This window comes from Xenorhabdus sp. Sc-CR9, from assembly GCF_963897815.1.
Lineage (GTDB): Bacteria > Pseudomonadota > Gammaproteobacteria > Enterobacterales > Enterobacteriaceae > Xenorhabdus.
Genome location: NZ_CAWQTY010000207.1, coordinates 1 through 18916, shown reverse-complemented (window position 1 = coordinate 18916; position 18916 = coordinate 1). Strand labels below are relative to the sequence as shown.

At 43.6% G+C, this 18916-nt stretch carries 21 protein-coding genes; 12 read left to right on the top strand and 9 right to left on the bottom strand.

The genetic code is table 11. From position 1 onward, the window contains the following. Positions 1-262: 262 nt before the first annotated feature. Positions 263-1159: a LysR family transcriptional regulator gene (locus AACQ81_RS16065; protein ID WP_237387936.1), complete on the top strand. Its 897-nt coding sequence runs from the start codon at positions 263-265 to the stop codon at positions 1157-1159. A gap of 87 nt (positions 1160-1246) precedes the next feature. On the opposite strand, the gene AACQ81_RS16060 is transcribed toward AACQ81_RS16065, so the two are convergent. The 5 genes from AACQ81_RS16060 to AACQ81_RS16040 form a co-directional block, all read right to left on the bottom strand. Further along, positions 1247-1642, bottom strand: coding sequence for a DoxX family protein (locus AACQ81_RS16060; RefSeq protein ID WP_237387935.1), 396 nt, complete (start codon positions 1640-1642; stop codon positions 1247-1249). A 300-nt stretch (positions 1643-1942) separates the two neighbouring features. Then, a complete protein-coding gene (locus AACQ81_RS16055) occupies positions 1943-2233 on the bottom strand; it encodes a YqjK-like family protein (RefSeq protein WP_237387934.1) in 291 nt (96 codons plus the stop codon). Continuing rightward, positions 2226-2627, bottom strand: coding sequence for a phage holin family protein (locus AACQ81_RS16050; RefSeq protein ID WP_237387933.1), 402 nt, complete (start codon positions 2625-2627; stop codon positions 2226-2228). The genes AACQ81_RS16055 and AACQ81_RS16050 overlap by 8 nt, the downstream gene beginning before the upstream one ends. 1 nt (position 2628) lies before the next feature. Then, positions 2629-2934: a DUF883 family protein gene (locus AACQ81_RS16045; protein WP_237387932.1), complete on the bottom strand. Its 306-nt coding sequence runs from the start codon at positions 2932-2934 to the stop codon at positions 2629-2631. 222 nt (positions 2935-3156) lie between these two features. Continuing rightward, positions 3157-3825, bottom strand: coding sequence for a DedA family protein (locus tag AACQ81_RS16040; protein ID WP_237387931.1), 669 nt, complete (start codon positions 3823-3825; stop codon positions 3157-3159). 691 nt (positions 3826-4516) lie between these two features. Between AACQ81_RS16040 and sstT the strand changes: the two genes are divergently transcribed. Beyond that, positions 4517-5758 (top strand): serine/threonine transporter SstT, encoded by a 1242-nt coding sequence (gene sstT / locus AACQ81_RS16035; RefSeq protein WP_237387930.1) that lies wholly within the window; start codon positions 4517-4519, stop codon positions 5756-5758. A gap of 89 nt (positions 5759-5847) precedes the next feature. Here the strand turns inward: sstT and AACQ81_RS16030 are convergent, their stop codons facing one another. After that, positions 5848-7869, bottom strand: a complete 2022-nt coding sequence (locus tag AACQ81_RS16030; protein WP_237387929.1) for an NADPH-dependent 2,4-dienoyl-CoA reductase — start codon at positions 7867-7869, stop codon at positions 5848-5850. Positions 7870-8131: 262 nt separating this feature from the next. On the opposite strand from AACQ81_RS16030, the gene AACQ81_RS16025 reads away from it, so the two are divergent. Continuing rightward, positions 8132-8728 carry a GNAT family N-acetyltransferase gene (locus AACQ81_RS16025; RefSeq protein ID WP_237387928.1) on the top strand — a complete coding sequence of 199 codons (597 nt, stop codon included), beginning with the start codon at positions 8132-8134 and terminating at the stop codon, positions 8726-8728. A gap of 33 nt (positions 8729-8761) precedes the next feature. Here AACQ81_RS16025 and AACQ81_RS16020 read toward each other — a convergent pair whose 3' ends face one another. The 3 genes from AACQ81_RS16020 to AACQ81_RS16010 form a co-directional block, all read right to left on the bottom strand. Next, positions 8762-9697 carry a VirK/YbjX family protein gene (locus tag AACQ81_RS16020; RefSeq protein WP_237387927.1) on the bottom strand — a complete coding sequence of 312 codons (936 nt, stop codon included), beginning with the start codon at positions 9695-9697 and terminating at the stop codon, positions 8762-8764. 351 nt (positions 9698-10048) lie between these two features. Then, entirely contained in the window at positions 10049-10483 is a 435-nt protein-coding gene (locus AACQ81_RS16015; protein WP_237387926.1) for a GNAT family N-acetyltransferase, read from the bottom strand. Between the two features lie 79 nt (positions 10484-10562). Then, positions 10563-11732 carry an MFS transporter gene (locus AACQ81_RS16010; protein ID WP_237387925.1) on the bottom strand — a complete coding sequence of 390 codons (1170 nt, stop codon included), beginning with the start codon at positions 11730-11732 and terminating at the stop codon, positions 10563-10565. A 401-nt stretch (positions 11733-12133) separates the two neighbouring features. Between AACQ81_RS16010 and AACQ81_RS16005 the strand changes: the two genes are divergently transcribed. From AACQ81_RS16005 to AACQ81_RS15965, 9 genes are all read left to right on the top strand, one after another. Then, positions 12134-12400 carry an ogr/Delta-like zinc finger family protein gene (locus AACQ81_RS16005; protein WP_237387924.1) on the top strand — a complete coding sequence of 89 codons (267 nt, stop codon included), beginning with the start codon at positions 12134-12136 and terminating at the stop codon, positions 12398-12400. A 249-nt stretch (positions 12401-12649) separates the two neighbouring features. Next, positions 12650-13138, top strand: a complete 489-nt coding sequence (locus tag AACQ81_RS16000) for a phage tail protein (protein ID WP_237387923.1) — start codon at positions 12650-12652, stop codon at positions 13136-13138. 66 nt (positions 13139-13204) lie between these two features. After that, positions 13205-14320: a DUF2586 domain-containing protein gene (locus AACQ81_RS15995; protein WP_237387937.1), complete on the top strand. Its 1116-nt coding sequence runs from the start codon at positions 13205-13207 to the stop codon at positions 14318-14320. Further along, entirely contained in the window at positions 14321-14776 is a 456-nt protein-coding gene (locus AACQ81_RS15990) for a DUF2597 family protein (protein ID WP_237387922.1), read from the top strand. Positions 14777-14907: 131 nt separating this feature from the next. After that, the gene (locus AACQ81_RS15985; RefSeq protein ID WP_237387921.1) at positions 14908-15177 is read left to right on the top strand and encodes a putative phage tail assembly chaperone; all 270 of its coding nucleotides are present in this window, start codon (positions 14908-14910) and stop codon (positions 15175-15177) included. A 2-nt stretch (positions 15178-15179) separates the two neighbouring features. Continuing rightward, positions 15180-15368 (top strand): DUF6890 family protein, encoded by a 189-nt coding sequence (locus AACQ81_RS15980; protein WP_237387920.1) that lies wholly within the window; start codon positions 15180-15182, stop codon positions 15366-15368. Beyond that, entirely contained in the window at positions 15365-17689 is a 2325-nt protein-coding gene (locus AACQ81_RS15975; protein ID WP_237387919.1) for a phage tail tape measure protein, read from the top strand. Before AACQ81_RS15980 ends, AACQ81_RS15975 begins: the two co-directional genes overlap by 4 nt. Next, positions 17682-18017 (top strand): DUF2590 family protein, encoded by a 336-nt coding sequence (locus AACQ81_RS15970; protein ID WP_237387918.1) that lies wholly within the window; start codon positions 17682-17684, stop codon positions 18015-18017. Before AACQ81_RS15975 ends, AACQ81_RS15970 begins: the two co-directional genes overlap by 8 nt. Beyond that, positions 18007-18916 (top strand): baseplate J/gp47 family protein (locus AACQ81_RS15965; RefSeq protein WP_237387917.1); only part of this gene is annotated, 910 nt, incomplete at its 3' end. The genes AACQ81_RS15970 and AACQ81_RS15965, both read left to right, overlap by 11 nt.

Sequence of the window (18916 nt, the reverse complement as noted above, 5' to 3'; positions counted from 1 at the left end):
AATTTCCAGCTATCATCTGTTAACATTAGTCTTGGCATTTGGGGTAATTGTTTTGATTTTTGGCGAAACCATTATAACAGCCCCATTTGCTGCTTGCTTTTTATACCAAAAAGATCAACACGCTCTAATAAACGATACCCTTTGTCTTTCAAATTAACGCCAAGCCCATAGAGTATACAAATTTCGATCTTAATTATCTGGACGTTGAAATGTTAGCCAGTTAATCTGGTGGCTATATTCAAAATTCCTGATTGAGAAAGATATGGGCAAAGAGCGTGCGCTAACATTGGAATCCCTGAGAGTTATGGATGCGATAGACCGACGGGGAAGTTTTGCTGCGGCGGCGGATGAATTGGGGAGAGTTCCTTCTGCATTGAGTTATACCATGCAGAAACTGGAAGAAGAGCTGGATGTCGTACTGTTTGACCGCTCTGGTCATCGCACGAAATTTACTAATGTTGGCCGTCTGTTACTGGAAAGAGGACGCTTGTTGCTTGAAGCTGCGGATAAATTGACGGCTGATGCAGAAGCGCTTGCCCGTGGTTGGGAAACCCATCTGACAATTGTGTGTGAAGCCCTGTTTCCGACAGCCTCCCTTTTTCCTCTCGTGGATAGACTGGCAAAAAAATCGAATACACAACTTTCGTTGATAACTGAAGTTTTGGCGGGTGCCTGGGAGCGGTTGGCAACCGGACATGCTGATATAGTAATTGCACCGGATCTACATTTCAGAGCCTCTGCTGAAGTGAATTCCCGCCCACTTTATTCGATTAACAATGTCTATGTTGCCAGTGCGGATCATCCTATCCATTCTGAACCAGAACCGCTGTCTGATGCCACGCGGGTGAAATATCGCGGGATAGCAGTTGCTGACACGGCAAGAGAGCGCCCTGTTCTGACGGTTCAGCTGTTGGATAAACAGCCCCGCCTGACGGTAAGTTCACTGGAGGATAAACGCCGTGCGCTTTTGGCGGGACTGGGAGTGGCGACTATGCCGTATCCGATGGTAGAACGAGATATTGCTGAAGGCCGTTTACAGGTTCTCAGCTCGGAATACAGCCATGAAACCAACATCATCATTGCTTGGCGGCGCGATAGCATGGGAGAGGCTAAGGCTTGGTGCTTACGTGAGATCCCAAAATTATTTGCCAACCGATAAGACGGACGTAGCGGTAAATGATTAGAAATAAAAGCCCTATATTGTTTGTTCACAGTATGGGGCTTTTATTTTAGGAAAGAGGGGGGATTACCAATTTTTCTTCAATACACCATCGATACTGAACTTACCCGGACCCATTATCGCCAGCATTAAGTAGCCTGCACTGATGGCAAGATTTTTCAGGAACATAGTCTGGTTCATATTATCTGCAAAATCATGATGGAACAGAATCGACGTCAGGATGCAGAAAATAAATGTAAATACCGCTGTGGTACGGGTCAGCAGACCAAACATGACGGCAAGGCCACCACCGAGTTCAAGTAAGATAGTCAGAGGTAGTAAAATGCCTGGTACCTTCATGGCTTCCATAAATTCTTGTGTTCCCGCATAAGCATCACCTAATTTTCCATATCCTGCGATGATAAAAAGAACGGATATTAAAATACGTGCGACCAACAGGCCGCTATCTTCAAATTTTTTCATGGTTATATCCCTAATGACTGCGGGTAATAATAAATAAGATATTTTTCAGGCTTTAATTGAATAAAAAAACAGACATGATGGCGGTTTTTTAATCATTCTCTGATGGATTCTATTGTAAGAATTGCTGTTATTCTTTGATAGTAAGGAATATTAACAATTTAATGCAATTTTTTTGAATAAAATACCCCGGATACAGAAAGAGATTTGAATAAAAGCCAGAATTGAGATGAAAGCTGAGATGAGGGGTTATTATTAATACCATGGTTAACCCTTATTTAGAGAGTAAATATTTATAAAAGGCTACTTATAAAGTGTATTTCGTACGATTTTCATGATCCCAAAAATACTGATTATATGACGTGACCAGCGATAAACCTTGTTGGGGTGGCGCAGACCATAGAACAGGGCAATAGCAGAACAAACGGCAACATGTGACTTGAAAGTGAGTAGAGTTTGCCAGCCCTTATCATAAGATTGTGTGATTTCAAGCCAATGTCGGCTGCAATTGGAAAGTGATTGCCGCTGTTGCCGGATCTCATGTAATAACAATTGTTTCCGTGACTTGCGTTGATGCTGCCGTGACTTATTCATGCTGATCCGTCTCCAGCATTTTGCGATCAATATTCAGTTGTTCGCGAGTTGCATTAAGAAATGTCAATCTTTGAGCTTTTTTTATTGTCCATATGGCACCGAACACGGCGAGAAGCAGCAGGATCCCGGCAGTAATTACCATGGCAATCATCCGGTAAGCCGGGTCGATAGTCAGGAATATTAGCACCAGCAGACACATCAAACCGAAGCCTGCGAATAAAAGAGTAAGTCCTACCATCAGCAGCAGTTTTACCAGAGTTGCTGTACCTTCTTCCAACTCAACAGCAGCGAGTTGGATACGGGTTTCAACCATGCGAACAACGATAGCTGCGACTCGCCGTAAAGTATCAAGGAGCCCTTTTCCAGGGCCTTTTGAGTGAGGGGATTGGGTCATTTCAGCGCCTTGACAACAGAACACCTAATACAACGCCAACTGCCGCGCCGATACCGACAGCTGTCCACGGATTTTCACGGACATAATTATCAGCATGGCCTGCAATTTCTTTAGTTTGATCAACCAGCCTATCGCTGGCATCGCTGAGTGTTACGCGAGCCTCTTTTAGCGTTTTTTCTGCTTTGCTACGCAATTTTTCCAATTCAGCTTTTGACTTGTCGCCGGAATTATTGAGAACTTCTTCCAGAGTATCTGCAATGGATTGTAGTTCAGCACGTAAATCGTCAGAGTTTCTCTTCTGTGCCATTACTCATCTCCTTAAATATACGATGGATGAATTTCTAACATAGACGCTTTTATAAGGAGTTGAAAGTATGAATAGATGAAAATTTGTCACATTATATTGCGAATTAATCTTAAACACCGTCTGAAGTAGGTGAATAAACTGGCTTTTGAACAGTGCTCAGCGGGCTGGAAGATGAATTTCCTGTGGTATGTTTTTCCGCAATACCACAGGAAGAACGGAAGATTACAATAGGGTATTATTGGAGCGTTTTTTGCGCCAAATAACAGTCAGGCTGCCAATTAAGCCGGCGAGTAACAGACCCACAGGTAACAACACTAAAAAATTCATCAAATATTCTTCATACTGGCGAAACAGGGGGCTTTTACCCAATGCATAGCCCAAGGTTGTCAGGATAATTACCCACAGAAACCCACTGAGCCAATTGAATATTTGAAAACGACTATTATTCAGACCCGCAAGACCAGCCAGTGTTGGCAGCAAAGTTCTGACAAAAGCAATGAAACGGCCTATCAGCAAGGCAGATAAGCCATGACGATGGAATAAGTTGCGCGCGCGCTGATGATAATGTGCAGGAAGATGTGACAGCCAGCCCTGCACTAACTTTGTATTACCAAGCCATCGCCCCTGAAGATATCCTATCCAGCAACCGAGGCTGGCACCGACAGTGAGAATGAGCAGTGTCACCGGGAAACTCATGGTCTCTTTTGCAATTAAGACACCAACTAATATCAATAGGCTATCACCGGGTAAAAACGCTGCGGGCAGTACCCCGTTTTCCAAAAACAGGATGGTAAACAGCAAAATATAGATTGCCCATACTAAAGACGGGTTAGCTAGTGTTTCGTAATCTTGGTGCCAAAGTGCATAAATAAGGTCTGTTACAATTTCCATCAAATGTTCCTAAAACGCGGGTTAAAGATTGCATCTTACTTTTATGGTGCATTTATGGTGAATTTCTATTGAATGTTTTGGATGACAAAATATTCAATTCTAATTGTCATAAAATGCTCTCGAAATCCCTTCAAGGTGGCATAAAGATTGACATGGCCCACTTTAACAAAATCAGCAGTAACGAGATAGAAAATTTTGGTGATCAATTGAACATTGGTACAAATGTAAAAATAAGCTCATCCATATATATCAATTGATTAATGGTCTGATAAAGTTTCCTGAAATAGCGTAAATGGCCAATTTATCCCGTGAAAGGGTTGAATTTGTGCATTTTACCAATTAATGCCATATCTGTGGTTTGATTAATGACGAAAAGTAATCTATTTCTGATATTGATGACTGAAAGCAATCCGCCCCTATTCCTGAAAAAGTTTAATTTATTTAATGTTATGAATTTAAACAGTATTTTTTGTTTTTTTACTGTATGGGTCGTTGGGGGATGAGATTAATGCGATGCGAAAATTGATGTTCCGATCACACAAATGTAAATGATTTGTTATCAAATGCGGTGTTGTCTGTATATTGCAATTAATTATTCTTTGTCGTTCTCTTAATTTCCCTATACAGGGAAAGCAAACACAAAAACATCAGGCTTATAAAGCCAAAAATATAAAATATAAATGGATAAGCTATGGAAAAACAACAAAAAGGCTTTGTGCAATACCTTGTACAAGGAAGCTTAGTAAAACAAATCTTAATCGGATTGATATTAGGTATATTATTGGCATGGCTGGCACCTGAAACAGCCAAATCAGTTGAATTGCTAGGAGCACTCTTTGTAGGAGCATTGAAAGCGGTAGCTCCTGTTTTAGTGTGGGTCTTGGTCATGTCCTCAATTGCAAATCACAAGGCAGGACAAAAAAGCAATATGCGGCCCATTATATTTCTGTATCTGATAGGGACATTCCTTGCCGCAGTTGTGGCTGTGATTGGCAGTATGTTATTTCCATCCACACTGACGTTGGTGACAAATGATGCCCAAATGTCGCCCCCGGAAAATATCGTTGAAGTGCTGAGGGGGTTGCTGATCAATGTAGTTGCTAACCCAATTGATGCGATATTGAAAGGGAATTACGTTGGGATTCTGGCGTGGTCAATCGGTTTGGGTATCGCTTTACGCCATGCCAATGAATCGACTAAATCGCTGATCCAAGATCTGTCAGGAGCGGTGACTCAACTTGTACGAGTTGTTATCCGTTTAGCGCCTATCGGTATTTTCGGGTTGGTTTCTTCGACGATTGCCACAACAGGATTTGAGGCCTTGCTCGGTTATGTTCAACTATTAACCGTATTGCTTAGCTGCATGATTATTGTTGCTCTGGTCGTCAATCCATTGATTGTTTATTGGAAAATTCGTCGTAACCCTTACCCACTGGTTTTTGAATGCTTGCGTGAAAGTGGCGTAACGGCATTCTTTACCCGTAGTTCAGCAGCTAATATTCCCGTGAATATGGCAATGTGCCGTCGTATGAATCTGGATGAAGATACTTATTCCGTTTCCATCCCTCTGGGGGCAACCATTAATATGGCTGGTGCGGCAATAACTATTACCGTATTGACATTGGCGGCAGTGAATACTTTGGGCATGACTGTAGACATTCCTACGGCAATATTGCTGAGTGTTGTTTCGGCGATTGCTGCGTGTGGATCTTCGGGAATTGCCGGTGGCTCGTTATTGTTGATTCCGCTGGCATGCAGCATGTTTGGTATTTCCAATGAAATCGCCATGCAGGTTGTTGCTGTTGGCTTGATCATCGGTGTCCTGCAAGACTCTACTGAAACAGGGTTGAATTCCTCCACTGATGTATTGTTTACCGCAGCAGTTTGTCAGGCTGAAGATGTTCGAATTGAAGAACAATTAGCAGAGCGTTAAGCATTCGCTGGAACCGGAACGGCGATAACGGGTATGAAATCCGCTATCGCCGTTCTGCATTTAAATTCTATTAATTAAACGTCCATTCATTATATCTTGAGCGCCAACCGAGTCCCCTGATCGATAGCCCGACGGGCGTCCAGCTCGGTTGCGACATCAGCCCCGCCAATGACATGCACACTTTTTCCCATCACCTGTAACGGTTGGCAAAGCTCTTTCAATGGCAACTGTCCTGCGCAAATAATGACGTTATCCACTTCAAGGCATTGCTGTTCATCACCACGACGGATATGTAGCCCCTGATCATCAATTTTCAGGTATTGAACACTATTCAGCATGGTGACACCGCGCATCGACAGACTGGCTCTATGCACCCACCCCGTGGTTTTCCCCAAGCCGTCACCGACTTTGGAATCTTTGCGTTGCAGCAGATAAATTTTTCGTGGGGAACGTTCGACCTGTGTTCCTTCCGGGCGTAATCCACCCCGATGCATAATGGTCTGATCAATGCCCCATTCATGGCTGAACGCATGGCTGCTCAAACTGGTACTTTGCCCGCTTTGGCTCAGATACTCTGCGGTATCAAAACCAATGCCACCTGCACCGATGATGGCGACACGTTTTCCTACTGGTCGTTTGTGTTTTAATACATCAATGTAAGTCAGCACCTTGTTGTGATCAATACCGTCAATATCGAGAATACGTGGTGTAATGCCTGTTGAGAGGATGATTTCATCAAATGATGAAAGCTGCTCGGCAGTTGCTGTGTGATTGAGGCGAATATCAACACCATTGAGGGCCAATTGCCGATCAAAATAACGCAGTGTTTCGTGGAACTCTTCTTTACCCGGAATTTGTTTGGCAATGTTAAATTGCCCGCCAATCTGGTTGTCACGTTCAAACAGCGTGACATGATGTCCTCGGCTGGCTGCCGTGATGGCAAAGGATAATCCCGCAGGGCCGGCACCAATAACGGCAATGGTTTTAGGCGAGGTGGCTGGTTCGGCAATCAATTCAGTTTCATGGCAGGCGCGTGGATTGACCAGACACGAAGTCAGCTTGCCGACAAAGATTCTGTCCAGACAAGCTTGGTTACAACCGATGCAGGTATTTATTTCATCAGCCCGGTTTTGCTCAGCTTTCAGGACAAATTCGGCATCAGCAAGGAAAGGGCGCGCCATAGATACCATATCCGCGCAACCTTCACTGAGGATTTGTTCGGCAACTTGTGGATCGTTGATGCGGTTGGTCGTAATTAAAGGAATGCTGACTTTTCCCATCAATTTTTGCGTTACCCAACTGAATCCTGCTCTGGGAACCATCGTTGCAATGGTTGGAATGCGCGCTTCATGCCAACCGATACCCGTATTGATGATGGATGCGCCAGCCTTCTCTATTTTCAACGCCAGTTGTTCGATCTCTTGCCAGTTAGAGCCGTCTTCGACCAGATCCAGCATGGAGAGACGATAAATAATGATAAAACGTTCTCCCGTGATGGCGCGGACGGTTTTGACAATTTCCAGAGCAAAACGCATACGATTTTCGAAGGAGCCGCCCCATTTATCTTGTCGGTGATTTGTACGCGCAACCAAAAACTGATTGATGAGATAACCTTCTGAACCCATGATTTCGACGCCGTCATAACCTGCAAGTTGGGCAAGTTGGGCACATCGGGCGAAATCTTTGATTGTTTGCTGGATATCTTCTTCAGACATTTCTCGGGGCATAAAGGGATTGATAGGGGCTTGAATAGCAGAAGGGGCAACAAGGTTTTTCTGATAGCTGTAGCGCCCTGTATGCAGAATTTGCAGGGCAATTTTCCCCCCCGCCTGATGTACAGCATCCGTAATGAATTTATGGTGAGGCAGGGAATCCTCGCTATTGAGGACACTTGCACCTGAGGCAACAACGCCCTGCGGGTTTGGTGCAATACCGCCAGTCACAATCAATGCAACGCCACCAGCAGCCCGTTCTGCATAGAACTGAGCCAACCGTCGGGCGCCGTCGGGGTGTTCCTCAAGCCCGGTATGCATTGATCCCATCAATACACGATTTTTCAATGTGGTAAAGCCCAAATCCAGCGGTGCAAGCAGGTGAGGGTAATTGCTCATTGCGTTCTCCATCAAATATTTGGTAGCTCAAGAAATATAATTTTTCTGTATGACTTAAGTTTTCACTTGGCTATGGTTAAGTGGTCGGATGAGATGGTTATCAAATTTAGACGGTTCCGGCTTGATTGGAATAACTTTGTTAAGTGATTGTGACAGGTATCATGAAATCCATTGGGAATAAATACTCCCGATTGATGATTGTTGTGCATCTCTTAGCTATGCATACTGCCAGCGGCTTCTTCAACCATGGTAAAAAATGAGCATGAAAAAAATAACTGATTGGATTACGTTGACAGGAAAAAATGTCACTTTAGTGCCTCTTTCCCATGATCGGCATGATGAATTTGTATGTGCTATTGAGGATGGGCAATTACATAAATTGTGGTATACCAGTGTTCCTGAACCTGACAATGTCCATAAGGAAATTGAGCGTCGTATCTCATTAAATATAAAAGGAACAATGCTGCCTTTTACTGTTATCGATAATGCAACAGGCAATGCTGTTGGGATGACAACCTATATGAATATTGATGAAAATATTCCCAGACTGGAAATTGGTTCGACATGGTATGCGCGTTCTGTTCAACGAACCTCCATCAATACGGAAGCAAAATTGTTATTGCTGCAATACGCCTTTGAAGAGCAGGGATGTTTGGCGGTGGAATTCCGAACCCATTTTTTGAATCATCAGAGTCGCAGGGCGATTGAGCGGTTAGGCGCAAAGTTGGACGGTATTTTGCGTAATCACATGCAAGCTAAAGATGGTTCGATACGGGATACTTGTGTCTATAGCATTCTGCTCAGTGAGTGGCCCGCCATTAAAACCCATCTTGAATGGCTAATGGCGAAACCCCGCTAATATTTAGACTTGGTATTTCTTCCAGAGGAGAAATTAAGCAGTAAGGGATGCTTTGATACTGTTTTCTAACTCGTCCAATAATTGATAACGACGGCGATATTCGGCGCGTTTCTTACTGGGGATATCATCCAGTGATTTTCTTTCTATGATTGATGGCAAATGGAAATCATTATTTTCCTTTCTGACCCCACTCAGGGATTCCCAGAAAGAATTATAATCAGCCACCATCTGGTTTTTCTTCTTATGCCAATAACGGATACTACGGTAGATATGAGTTTCATTACTTACCGCCAGGATTTGTTCACAATCGACATACTCGGCGAAACAGCAGATAGCCTCAATCAACAGACGCTTAGGAAACAGCCCGTGGCACTCTTTGGTTGCATGGCGGATAATCTCCAGAGAATTATCCCCTTTAGTTGGCCCTTGTAATACTCCGATAAATAAAGTTTGTTTACTATCCACGGTTAATAAAGTGAATGCACACTTGGCCAGAATGATATTCTCTGTGGTAGTGATATATAAAGAAAGTTCACCTTCTTTATTCAGATTATCCAGTGAATCAATATAAATCATAAATGATTCATTTTTTCCCTGAATGGTTGCTAATAAATAAGAATGGTTATCAAGTATTCTGCTAATGATAGCGGATTCTAATTGTTTGAATAATAATTGGTAATGCTCATTCAGAGCACAGGCAATTTGCTTGCGTTTAAAGTTAATGCTCAGGTATGGGCGATGTAATTTACAAGGCAGGCTAGGCTGCTTCTTTAAAATATCCAAGTAGCGCGGCGTCCTGGCAAGACCGTCCAAGAATTTCAATGTAGAAACCGGTGTCAGGATACTGCGAAATGCAAATTTGGTACGATTGCTGGAAGAGTGCCAGTGCTCCCCGGGGGTAACACGCTTTCCAACAAGATCGGTAAAGAGCTTCATTCCTGATGAAGAAGGTTGTTGTAGATGATTCATTTGTAACAAACTCAATATAGAAACATTTATGACGACGTGATTATATCATTAATTTATTAATTCCACTCTAATTGTTTACAAACCACCCCATTACTTTAATTTTATTTATTTTAAACTCCATATAAATAGCTTTGTTTGATTTATTATTATTTTTTTCGAAGGATAAAATGAAAAGCAATTCTATTTAACGATGGGTTTCATTTTCATTGAAAATGAATACATTTATCTTATTTATGGAACGTTTTTACACCCGGAACATTAAGAAATATATCTGTCGTTTTTCAAGTTGCAGCGTAATCAACAGAGCAGCAACTTGAAGGATAAAGGGCACAAGAAACTACAGAGATAATTTTAAACCAATTTCATGTGTAATAATGGGAACGGATTTCCTTGTCCGTCTAACTCTGAACGGGAAAAAACCTGAAATCCCATATGAATATAGAAACCAACACCTTGCCCATTTTGTTCATTAACATCCAATTCACTGACCTGTAATTCATCAATGGCAAATTTCAGCAACTTTTTACCGATCCCCGCTCCTCTAACCTGTGGTGATACAAACAGCATTTCCACACGATGTTGAGCCGTACTGATAAATCCTACGATATTTTGGTTTTCATCTACTGCCTTATAAACAGTGAGATGAGGCAGGTAATCGTTAAGGATCTGTGGACGCAGAATCTCAATCATCTCCGCAGGCAGGAAATCATGAGTAGCAATTACAGAGTCTTCCCAAATTTGAATCAATATTGTGAAATCAGTTGCAGTGGCTGGTTGTATTTGCATTTAATAACTCCATATTTTTACTGTGTTATACCTTTCATCTTTCAAGTTGCCGCTTTATTGGCGGCGTATCAGAGATTCCTTAGCTTGCCAATACCCTGTCTTTACGGCGCAAACTCGCTAACAGCATATAAATGGCCGTCACCAGCAAGACAATAAAGAAGAAACTCATTAATCCTGTGTGCTGGGCACTAAAATAGTGTTGCAGCATAAAATGCCCTGCTCCCAGTGGGCCAATAGCTGAACCAACACTGTAACTTAGCAGCATGACTTGGCTTGCCACCACAATATAGGATGAATCCAGTTTGTCACAGGCGAGAGTGATGGCGATTGGGTATAGTGCGAAAGAGGACATACCCAAAAGCGCCAAGGCCACAATCGTCACAATGTAATGGTCAAACAGATATGTTATTCCCACGGCGAAGACACCCAATAATGACACCATTGCCAATAGGAAAGTCTTGTTTATGATAACAGACAACCTGCTGATAATCGGTTGTATAACCATTCCACCCAAAACAATTGCTGCCATCAACACACCAACCTGATCGGCGCTGAAATGGCTCTGACTGAGCGATAAAGGCATCAGACCATAGATAGTGCCCATAACAATCCCGGAAGTCATACAGCCAACAATGGCGGGCTTACTAAACCGGGAGATTTTTTTCAGCGACAAGCTCTGGTGATGCAGCGAAGGCGGTTGCCCGTGACGTACAAGTAATGGTGGCAAAATGGCTAATAGAAGCAGGGCTGAAACAGCCATGAAAGGGAGCATTCCCTGAGTACCGATGGAGCCTATCAACAATTGACCCAAAGTGGTTCCGCCATAGAGGGATGTCATGTAAAAACTTAAGCGTTTGGCACGTTCTTTGGGATTATCACCAATCAACAGCCAAGACTCTACGACGACAAAGATCCCGGCAACAGCGATGCCGGCTATACAGCGAACAACCAGCCAGATCTCTTTATTCGGAAAAAAAGGCAACACAATGACTGTTGCTGTTAAAAGTATCAGAAAAGCAATAAATGAAAGACGGTGGCCGATTTTTGCAATCACAGGTTCAATCATCATTGATCCTATTAATAAACCGACGTAATAAGCACTGGCCAACCAACTTGCATAAACCGTGTCAATGCTGAAACTTGCCATCGACAAAGGAATTAAACTCATTAAGTAACCAGAAGCAATTGCAAAAACAGTCAAGCCCGCGACAGGTACAAATGCACTGTCATTCTTGCGCAGCAGTTTCACTACTGTCGTCTCCACATAAAAAATCAGCTAGAAATGCTCTGCTTTTCATCAAGATTTTGCCGAAGAGCGGCCATGATATATGCCAAGGACTGGTATATATCCCGGTGATTAAGCAGTGTAGGTAAATGACTCAGCAACCCTGAGTGGCGCGGACTATAGCTTTTTCTAACAGAGAGATACAACGAGAAAAACTGATACTCATGAATGAAAAGATTTATGGAGAATGGTTGTTGAAACTATATCCAAAATAAGCACCATACTCCGGGTGCATTGACTATTCGGGATACGTTGCTGTATCAGGAATGCAACATATCAGTACCCACTCAGATTGGGCCTGATTGAGAGTAAAATGCGCCAAGATTCAACCTCTCCGAAAATAGACCCTTTAGGAAGTCAGTCAAATGCGCGTGTTAAAAATCATTTGCCCCGAATGTGGCGCCAAAGCAACCGTAAGTAAAACAAACCGGAAACATCCCGAAATCTCAGATCTTTATTGTGTATGTGCTGATATTGAATGTGGTTATCGATTCGTCATGAATTTGACTTTTTCCCATACACTGAGTCCCAGCGCCAAAACGGGTGACAAATTGTTACGAACCGTCATTAATAACCTTAATCCCCAGCAACGTCAGGCTGCACTCGATTTATTGAAAGTTGCCGGGCATTAATTCACAGATTATTTCGGCCAAAATCGGTTATTGCCTTATATCCGAATTCATCAGAACTAAACCATTCGCCGCATTTTATTGAATCCGCAATAATATATTTGATTCGAATGGAAAGAGTTAAATGCCTTAATTTAATCTTTAATCAAATGTGGAAACACAGCGGCAAAGGATTGCCACCCGTTGATAAGTGTAAACGGCTTATTTAACTCGTAATGATGAAAAAATTGAAACCTGAGCGGTAAGCAAAATATGAACAGATTACAGCAATTAACGACATTCTTACGGGAAAATTTGCCAGAGAACTTAGGTAAAACGGAATTCACCAGTGAAACGGGGAAAATTCGCTTCATCCAGGCTCAACGGGATTTAGGGTTGGGGCAATACCAGATGTTTATCCAGAAATATGACGCGGTGATGACATGGGGAAGATTTCCATACAAGGATTACGATCCCCGATATATCCCGCTGTTAATTGATGTGTGGCTCACTGAGCAAAACGATGAATCAGGGAATCCCAATCAGGGACAGGAACGTCCAACGATGACGATGAAAGTGAATGAAGAAACAGCCATTGTTGTCGTGTCATTGTCATTGTCGGAATCGGTGGTCATGCGTGAGGATAAAAACGGTATTGTTCCTTTTGATGGTAAGCGCTGGCGGCTGGCAAGCCCTGAAATCTGGGTTGCTGAAAATAGTGTTGTGTATGGCATGGATGAATCAGGCACTCCTATTGGATAAATCCAATAACGATGAATGGGCAGTTAAGCAGCAGTTCAAAAGCAAAAGGTATAAATAAAGGAATAAATTATGTGGCCACATGTACAGGTTAACCAAGTTAACCAATTGCAGGGCGAAACGAAGGAAATTGAGCGGGTATTGCTCTTTGTTGGTACAGGGAAAACTAACATAGGCAAAACTATCTCCGTGAATACTCAGACAGATTTTGATGCTGTGCTGGGAATGGGGGATAGTGTTCTGAAACGTACCGTATTGGCGGCAATGGCAAATGCAGGACAAAACTGGTCTGGGTATGTCCATGTTTTACCAGAATCGGCAGATGAGCTGGCTTTTATCGAAGCGGTGACAGCAGTGCAGCATATTGCCAGTGTTGAAGGTTATGTTCTGACAGTCGGAGTGACTAAAGCCGTTATCAAAGCAGCACAGACTCTGCGGGCAAATACCATTGCTAAGTTCGGACGTTGGCAGTGGGCAATTTTATCCGTTGAGGGAACACAGCCGAAAGAAACCTGGGCGGATTATGTTACCCGCTTGGCTGAGCTGCAAAAGGGTGAAGCAGCGACTTCTGTTCAATTGGTGCCATCTCTATGGGGGAATGAAGCCGGAGTATTGGCAGGCCGCTTGTGCAATCGAGCTGTAACTGTGGCAGATAGCCCGGCGCGCGTCCAGACAGGGCCATTGATGGATTTGGGTAAAGCGGATTTTCCGCTTGATGGTACAGGGAAGCCGGTTGATTTAGCGACATTGCAAGCATTGGAAAAACTGCGTTTCAGCGTGCCGATGTGGTATCCCGATTATGACGGTATGTATTGGTCAGATGGCCGGACACTGGATGTGGAAAGCGGAGATTACCAGAGTATCGAAAACTTGCGTGTCGTGGATAAAGTCGCTCGCCGTGTACGTTTGCAGGCTATCGCCAAAATAGCCAATCGTACTCTGAACAGCACGCCTGCTAGCATTGCCACGCATCAGGCATATTTTGCCCGCACTCTGCGTGAAATGTCCCGCAGCACCGAAATTAACGGCGTGACATTCCCCGGTGAAGTGAAATCGCCGGAAGATGGTGACATTGTCATTACATGGCGCAATAAAAACACGGTAGAAATTTATATCACCATTCGCACTTATGAATGCCCGAAAGGGATTACCGCAAGTTTATTGCTGGATTTGGGAGGGAACTAAATGAGCCAGCGTATTTCCGGTCAATCGGTCGATTTTAATATGGATGGTGATCTGGTTCATGCTGAAAAGGTCAACCTGTCCATTACTGACAACACTGCCGTAGCCCAAACACAGGGGGTGCCGGATGGCTATATTTCCGGTGATGTGGCGGCTGAAGGGGAAATTGAACTCAGTACCAAATATCTGGATATCGTTACGGCTAAAGCGCGTGCAGCAGGTTCATGGCGGGGTATTCAGCCTGTGGATCTGATGTGGTATGCCAAAGCAGGCAACGAAGAGATGAAAGTCGAGGCTTATGGCTGCAAACTGATCCTCAGCGATATTCTGGATGTTGATCCCAAAGGGGGAAGTGTGATGACCCATAAAGTTAAATTTGTGGTTACGTCACCTGATTTTGTCCGCATCAATGGTATTCCCTATTTGGAAGCAGAGTTAACCCGTAATCTGATCGGTTAAAGATTATGGGCATGAAAGAACATAAGAAGTCATTTATTGCATTAATGTAATAGAGCTACTTATTTCATCAGGGATGATGTTTACCGAAAACAATATAATAAATGAATTAAATAAAACAAAGGAATTAAATTATGAACAAAGAAAATAAAATTGTTACTTTGGTTGTTGGTGGTGATGAAATTAAATTTGAGCCGAATATTGTTGCTTATAATAATATGATTAACGATATGACCATGGATAATAAAATTGTACCAATTGTAACTTATTTGCGTCGTATTGTGCAGCCTACTTCTAAATCTGCATTGAATGAATTATTGCAGGTTCCAGGTGCAGCAATGCAATTGGTTGAAAAAATCAATTCCGATTATGCACCAAAACTGGAAATTGAAATAAAAAACTAAATTTGCGGGTTAAGGCTATCGAAAATAGCTTATTTGAACAGGCCTTAACTTTGCGTCGTCATTATTTACCCAATGAAAATGATGAAGCGGAAAGCTTAGCCCGTGCAATTTGGTTAGACAATCGATATTGGGAATATACACGCATTGCAACTGCAAATGGAATTGCATTGGCATTAAAGGGTGAGCCATGATTCTGGGTTATATACACAGTTTAATTAGTAGTATTACACGACCTATTGCCGGTATAAAAACGGAACTTAGTGATCTTGGTAAGGAATCACAAAAGGCATTTGGAACGATTTCAGCGGGTGGACAAACAATCGCTGATTCATTCTGGTCAACACATAGCTTCCTTGAATCAGCCATTCAAATGGATGACGCCCTGAAATCAGCTTCATTACAAGGCATTGATAGCGGTGTTATGGCAAAAATTGCCAAAGATTCCGTGACCTTCAGCTCACAGTATGGCAAATCAGCCATTGAGTTTGTGAATTCCGCAGCGGAAATTAACAAGGCAGTACAAGGATTGGAGCAAACGGAATTGCCCCAGATGACCAAGATTGCCAACACCACTGCTGTGGCCCTGAAAGCCAGCTCAACAGATGCTGCAACTTATATGGGGAAAATGTTTGCTCTGTTTTCTGACCACGCTGAGTCTGTCGGGCATCTTCAATTTGCGGAAGAACTATCCGGCAAAGCCGTGTTTATGGCGCAGACATTCGGCACCAGTATGCCGGAAATGACACAACTGTTGGAAGGCGCTCGTAAAGCGGGAATGAACTTCGGCGTGGGGATTGATGAACAGCTGGCTGTATTGGGTCAGTTACAAAGCTCATTGGGGGATGAATCCAGCCGGGCTTATGAATCCTTCTTGTCAGTTGTGGTTAATGGGGGGAAAAGCCTGGGGTTAAGTTTTGTTAATGCGTCCGGGCAGATGCTTTCCATGCCGGAAATACTGGAGAAACTACAGGCCAAATATGGCAAGAGCATTGAGGGTAACCTTAAAGCCCAAGCAGAAATTGAGGCAGCATTTGGCGACTCAGCTGTCGTTGTTAAAACACTTTTCAACGATGTTGATGTGTTAAATAAGAGTATAGCGTTACTGGGGGCGAATGATGGAATGGATCGTACCCGTGAAATGGCCGCGCGGATGGCTGATCCGTGGGAACGGCTACAGCAAATTTGGGAAAACCTCCATATCTTGATTGGTTCAGCATTGTTGCCGATGATAACACCCTTGGTCAATCGGTTTGCTGATACTACTCAAGTGTTGGTGCGTTGGATGAAGCTGTTCCCCAATATCGCACGTTGGGTGGGTTATATCACACTAGCGATCATGAACTTTGCTGTTGCGGGGGCTGTGGCCAATATTGTGATGGGAATATCCAAATTTATCCTGATTGGCCTGAGAGGGATTTTTGTTGTTTTTACCTTGATCACAAAATTGGGCGCGGCGGCAATATGGCTTTACCACGCGGCTATTATTGCATGGAATACTGGCCTGACAATATTACGTGGCACATTGCTGGCTATCCGGGTCGCGGCGATTTTAACGGGTATTGCATTCAGTTTTATGAGCTGGCCAATATTATTGATTATTGCCGTTATTGCGGGATTGGCCATTGCAGTTATTAAGTTCTGGCAACCTATCAAGGCATTTATTACAGGGTTTATTCAGGGCTTCAGTGAAGCCAGTGACTCACTTTCGCCTTTCTCATTTTTATTTGGTGCGGTTGGTGGGGCAATAAGTTCCATCTGGAATGTCGTTAAGGCCTTATTTGGTGTCCTTGGTAAAGGAATTGACCTGTTTGGGAATTTAATAAGTACCTTATTCGGCGGATTTTCTGACCTATTATCACCTATCCAATATACCGATGAAGAACTTAAAAATGTAACAGGGGCGGGAAGTACTTTTGGCAGTATTGTTGCTGGTGCAATTGGTTTGATCATGTTGCCTATCAATTTAATTAGCTATGCCATTGGCGGTTTAGCTGAGATATTTAGCCTCGTATGTAAAGTCATCACGGGTGACTGGGATAATTTAGGTAACTCTTTCAGAGAACTTACTTTAGTAAAGTTTTTTTCTGAAATGGTAGATGGCATAGCCAATATTTTCAGCAGCCTATTTGGTTGGATTAAAGATTCTTTTGCTGAGGAAATCAATTGGGTTATCGATAAATTAAATTATCTTCCCGGTGTAAATATTGAAACTATTCCGATTGAAAAAGATTTGGTGAAATCAATAAGCACAATTCCTAATATGGGAATGGGAAATGATACGCAAAAACTAATAGCCCGACCTTCTCTCTCTACCAATTTAACGGCAACACAAGAGATATTAACTGGCGGAAATAAACTGGGTATTAATAAAAATGGCCTGATTAATGAAGTGGCGGGTAATTCACAGACTGTCAATGATAACAGCCGCCGTATTGAAAGTGTGACACTTAATATTTCCAGTGCCGTAACGCCGGATCAATTAATGGAATGGGAACACGTAGCTTATGGATAAGCCTAAATATATTGATTTATTAATTAGCGAGCGTGATTTTACGCTTAATTCAGGAAATGAACCGCAATTGTGCAATAACCGTGTCTCTATTGCTCAGGACTGTGTTCATGCAATTATCGAAAGTGGATTGGCAACAAACTTAATTGCTGAACGCAGCCCGGCATTACGGGCAGATATTCACACACAGATGGTGATTCTGGTTGAAAACGATGAGCGGATTATTCCTGGGACAGTCAGCATTAATGAGGAATCGCTGACTAAATTATGGATCACGGCTGAAACTTACGATTTTGGTCGTATTAATGTGAGTGTAGGCAATGGAAACTAAACCGACGATTGATTACGAAAAGGTACTGCGTGACAGCGGGATGCCGACCACGGAAACCGACATCAGTGCGGCCTTTGCCAAGGTGGTGGATGAAGCCGGGCTGGTGACCAACACCTCAAGGATGTCCCCGTTCTGGCGGCTGGTTAATACCCTCGTCACGCGCCCGGTATTGTGGCTGAAAGAGGCATTAATCAACGTCACGTTGAAAAATATGTATCTGGCGACCACATCAGGCGCATGGCTGGATATGTTTGCGTGGGGCGTCAACCTGAAACGCAAGGAAGCCACCGCAGCGCAGGGGGTGATCCGTTTCTATAAAGCGGAGGGTGCTTCGTCGGTGACGGTGCCTGCCGGAACGGTGATCCAGACTGAGCGCCTTAATGGTGAAATCTATCGTGTCAGCACCACGGAAAGTGTAGCGATTGCCGAGGGTGTCACCAGTGCCTTGCTGCCTGTTTGGGCTGCATCGGCAGGCGGCGCATTCAACCTTGCGCCCGGCTATTTTCGCATTCTGCCCGTGGCGGTGTCCGGTATTGAACGGGTACAAAATGAAGAGGGCTGGTTACTGACGCCCGGTGCGGATGCCGAGTCCGACGATGATTTGCGCGACCGTTGCCGCAACCAATATAACTTGGTGGGCAACTACCACACGGATGCCGTTTATCGCGGCATGATAGCCAGCCGGGTTGGATTGAGTATCGACCGTATTTTCTTCCTGCATGACGCGCCCCGTGGCGCGGGCACCGCCAATGCATATTTGTTGCTGGATTCGGGCGTAATCAGCCAGCCCTTTATTGACGCGGTGAACGATTACATCAGCAATCAGGGGCATCACGGGCACGGGGATGATATGCAGTGTCTGCCGATGCCGGAAACGCATCATGCACTGGCAGTGACAC

Bases quoted from the DNA above. Each gene is read 5' to 3' on its own strand.
- AACQ81_RS16030 (WP_237387929.1), bottom strand. From the start codon at position 7,869: ATGAGCAATTACCCTCACCTGCTTGCACCGCTGGATTTGGGCTTTACC.
- AACQ81_RS16045 (WP_237387932.1), bottom strand. From the start codon at position 2,934: ATGGCACAGAAGAGAAACTCTGACGATTTACGTGCTGAACTACAATCC.
- AACQ81_RS15975 (WP_237387919.1), top strand. From the start codon at position 15,365: ATGATTCTGGGTTATATACACAGTTTAATTAGTAGTATTACACGACCT.
- AACQ81_RS15985 (WP_237387921.1), top strand. From the start codon at position 14,908: ATGAACAAAGAAAATAAAATTGTTACTTTGGTTGTTGGTGGTGATGAA.
- AACQ81_RS16005 (WP_237387924.1), top strand. From the start codon at position 12,134: ATGCGCGTGTTAAAAATCATTTGCCCCGAATGTGGCGCCAAAGCAACC.
- AACQ81_RS15990 (WP_237387922.1), top strand. From the start codon at position 14,321: ATGAGCCAGCGTATTTCCGGTCAATCGGTCGATTTTAATATGGATGGT.
- AACQ81_RS16065 (WP_237387936.1), top strand. From the start codon at position 263: ATGGGCAAAGAGCGTGCGCTAACATTGGAATCCCTGAGAGTTATGGAT.
- AACQ81_RS15970 (WP_237387918.1), top strand. From the start codon at position 17,682: ATGGATAAGCCTAAATATATTGATTTATTAATTAGCGAGCGTGATTTT.
- AACQ81_RS16025 (WP_237387928.1), top strand. From the start codon at position 8,132: ATGAAAAAAATAACTGATTGGATTACGTTGACAGGAAAAAATGTCACT.
- AACQ81_RS16020 (WP_237387927.1), bottom strand. From the start codon at position 9,697: ATGAATCATCTACAACAACCTTCTTCATCAGGAATGAAGCTCTTTACC.
- AACQ81_RS16000 (WP_237387923.1), top strand. From the start codon at position 12,650: ATGAACAGATTACAGCAATTAACGACATTCTTACGGGAAAATTTGCCA.
- AACQ81_RS16040 (WP_237387931.1), bottom strand. From the start codon at position 3,825: ATGGAAATTGTAACAGACCTTATTTATGCACTTTGGCACCAAGATTAC.
- AACQ81_RS16060 (WP_237387935.1), bottom strand. From the start codon at position 1,642: ATGAAAAAATTTGAAGATAGCGGCCTGTTGGTCGCACGTATTTTAATA.
- AACQ81_RS16050 (WP_237387933.1), bottom strand. From the start codon at position 2,627: ATGACCCAATCCCCTCACTCAAAAGGCCCTGGAAAAGGGCTCCTTGAT.
- sstT (WP_237387930.1), top strand. From the start codon at position 4,517: ATGGAAAAACAACAAAAAGGCTTTGTGCAATACCTTGTACAAGGAAGC.
- AACQ81_RS16015 (WP_237387926.1), bottom strand. From the start codon at position 10,483: ATGCAAATACAACCAGCCACTGCAACTGATTTCACAATATTGATTCAA.
- AACQ81_RS16055 (WP_237387934.1), bottom strand. From the start codon at position 2,233: ATGAATAAGTCACGGCAGCATCAACGCAAGTCACGGAAACAATTGTTA.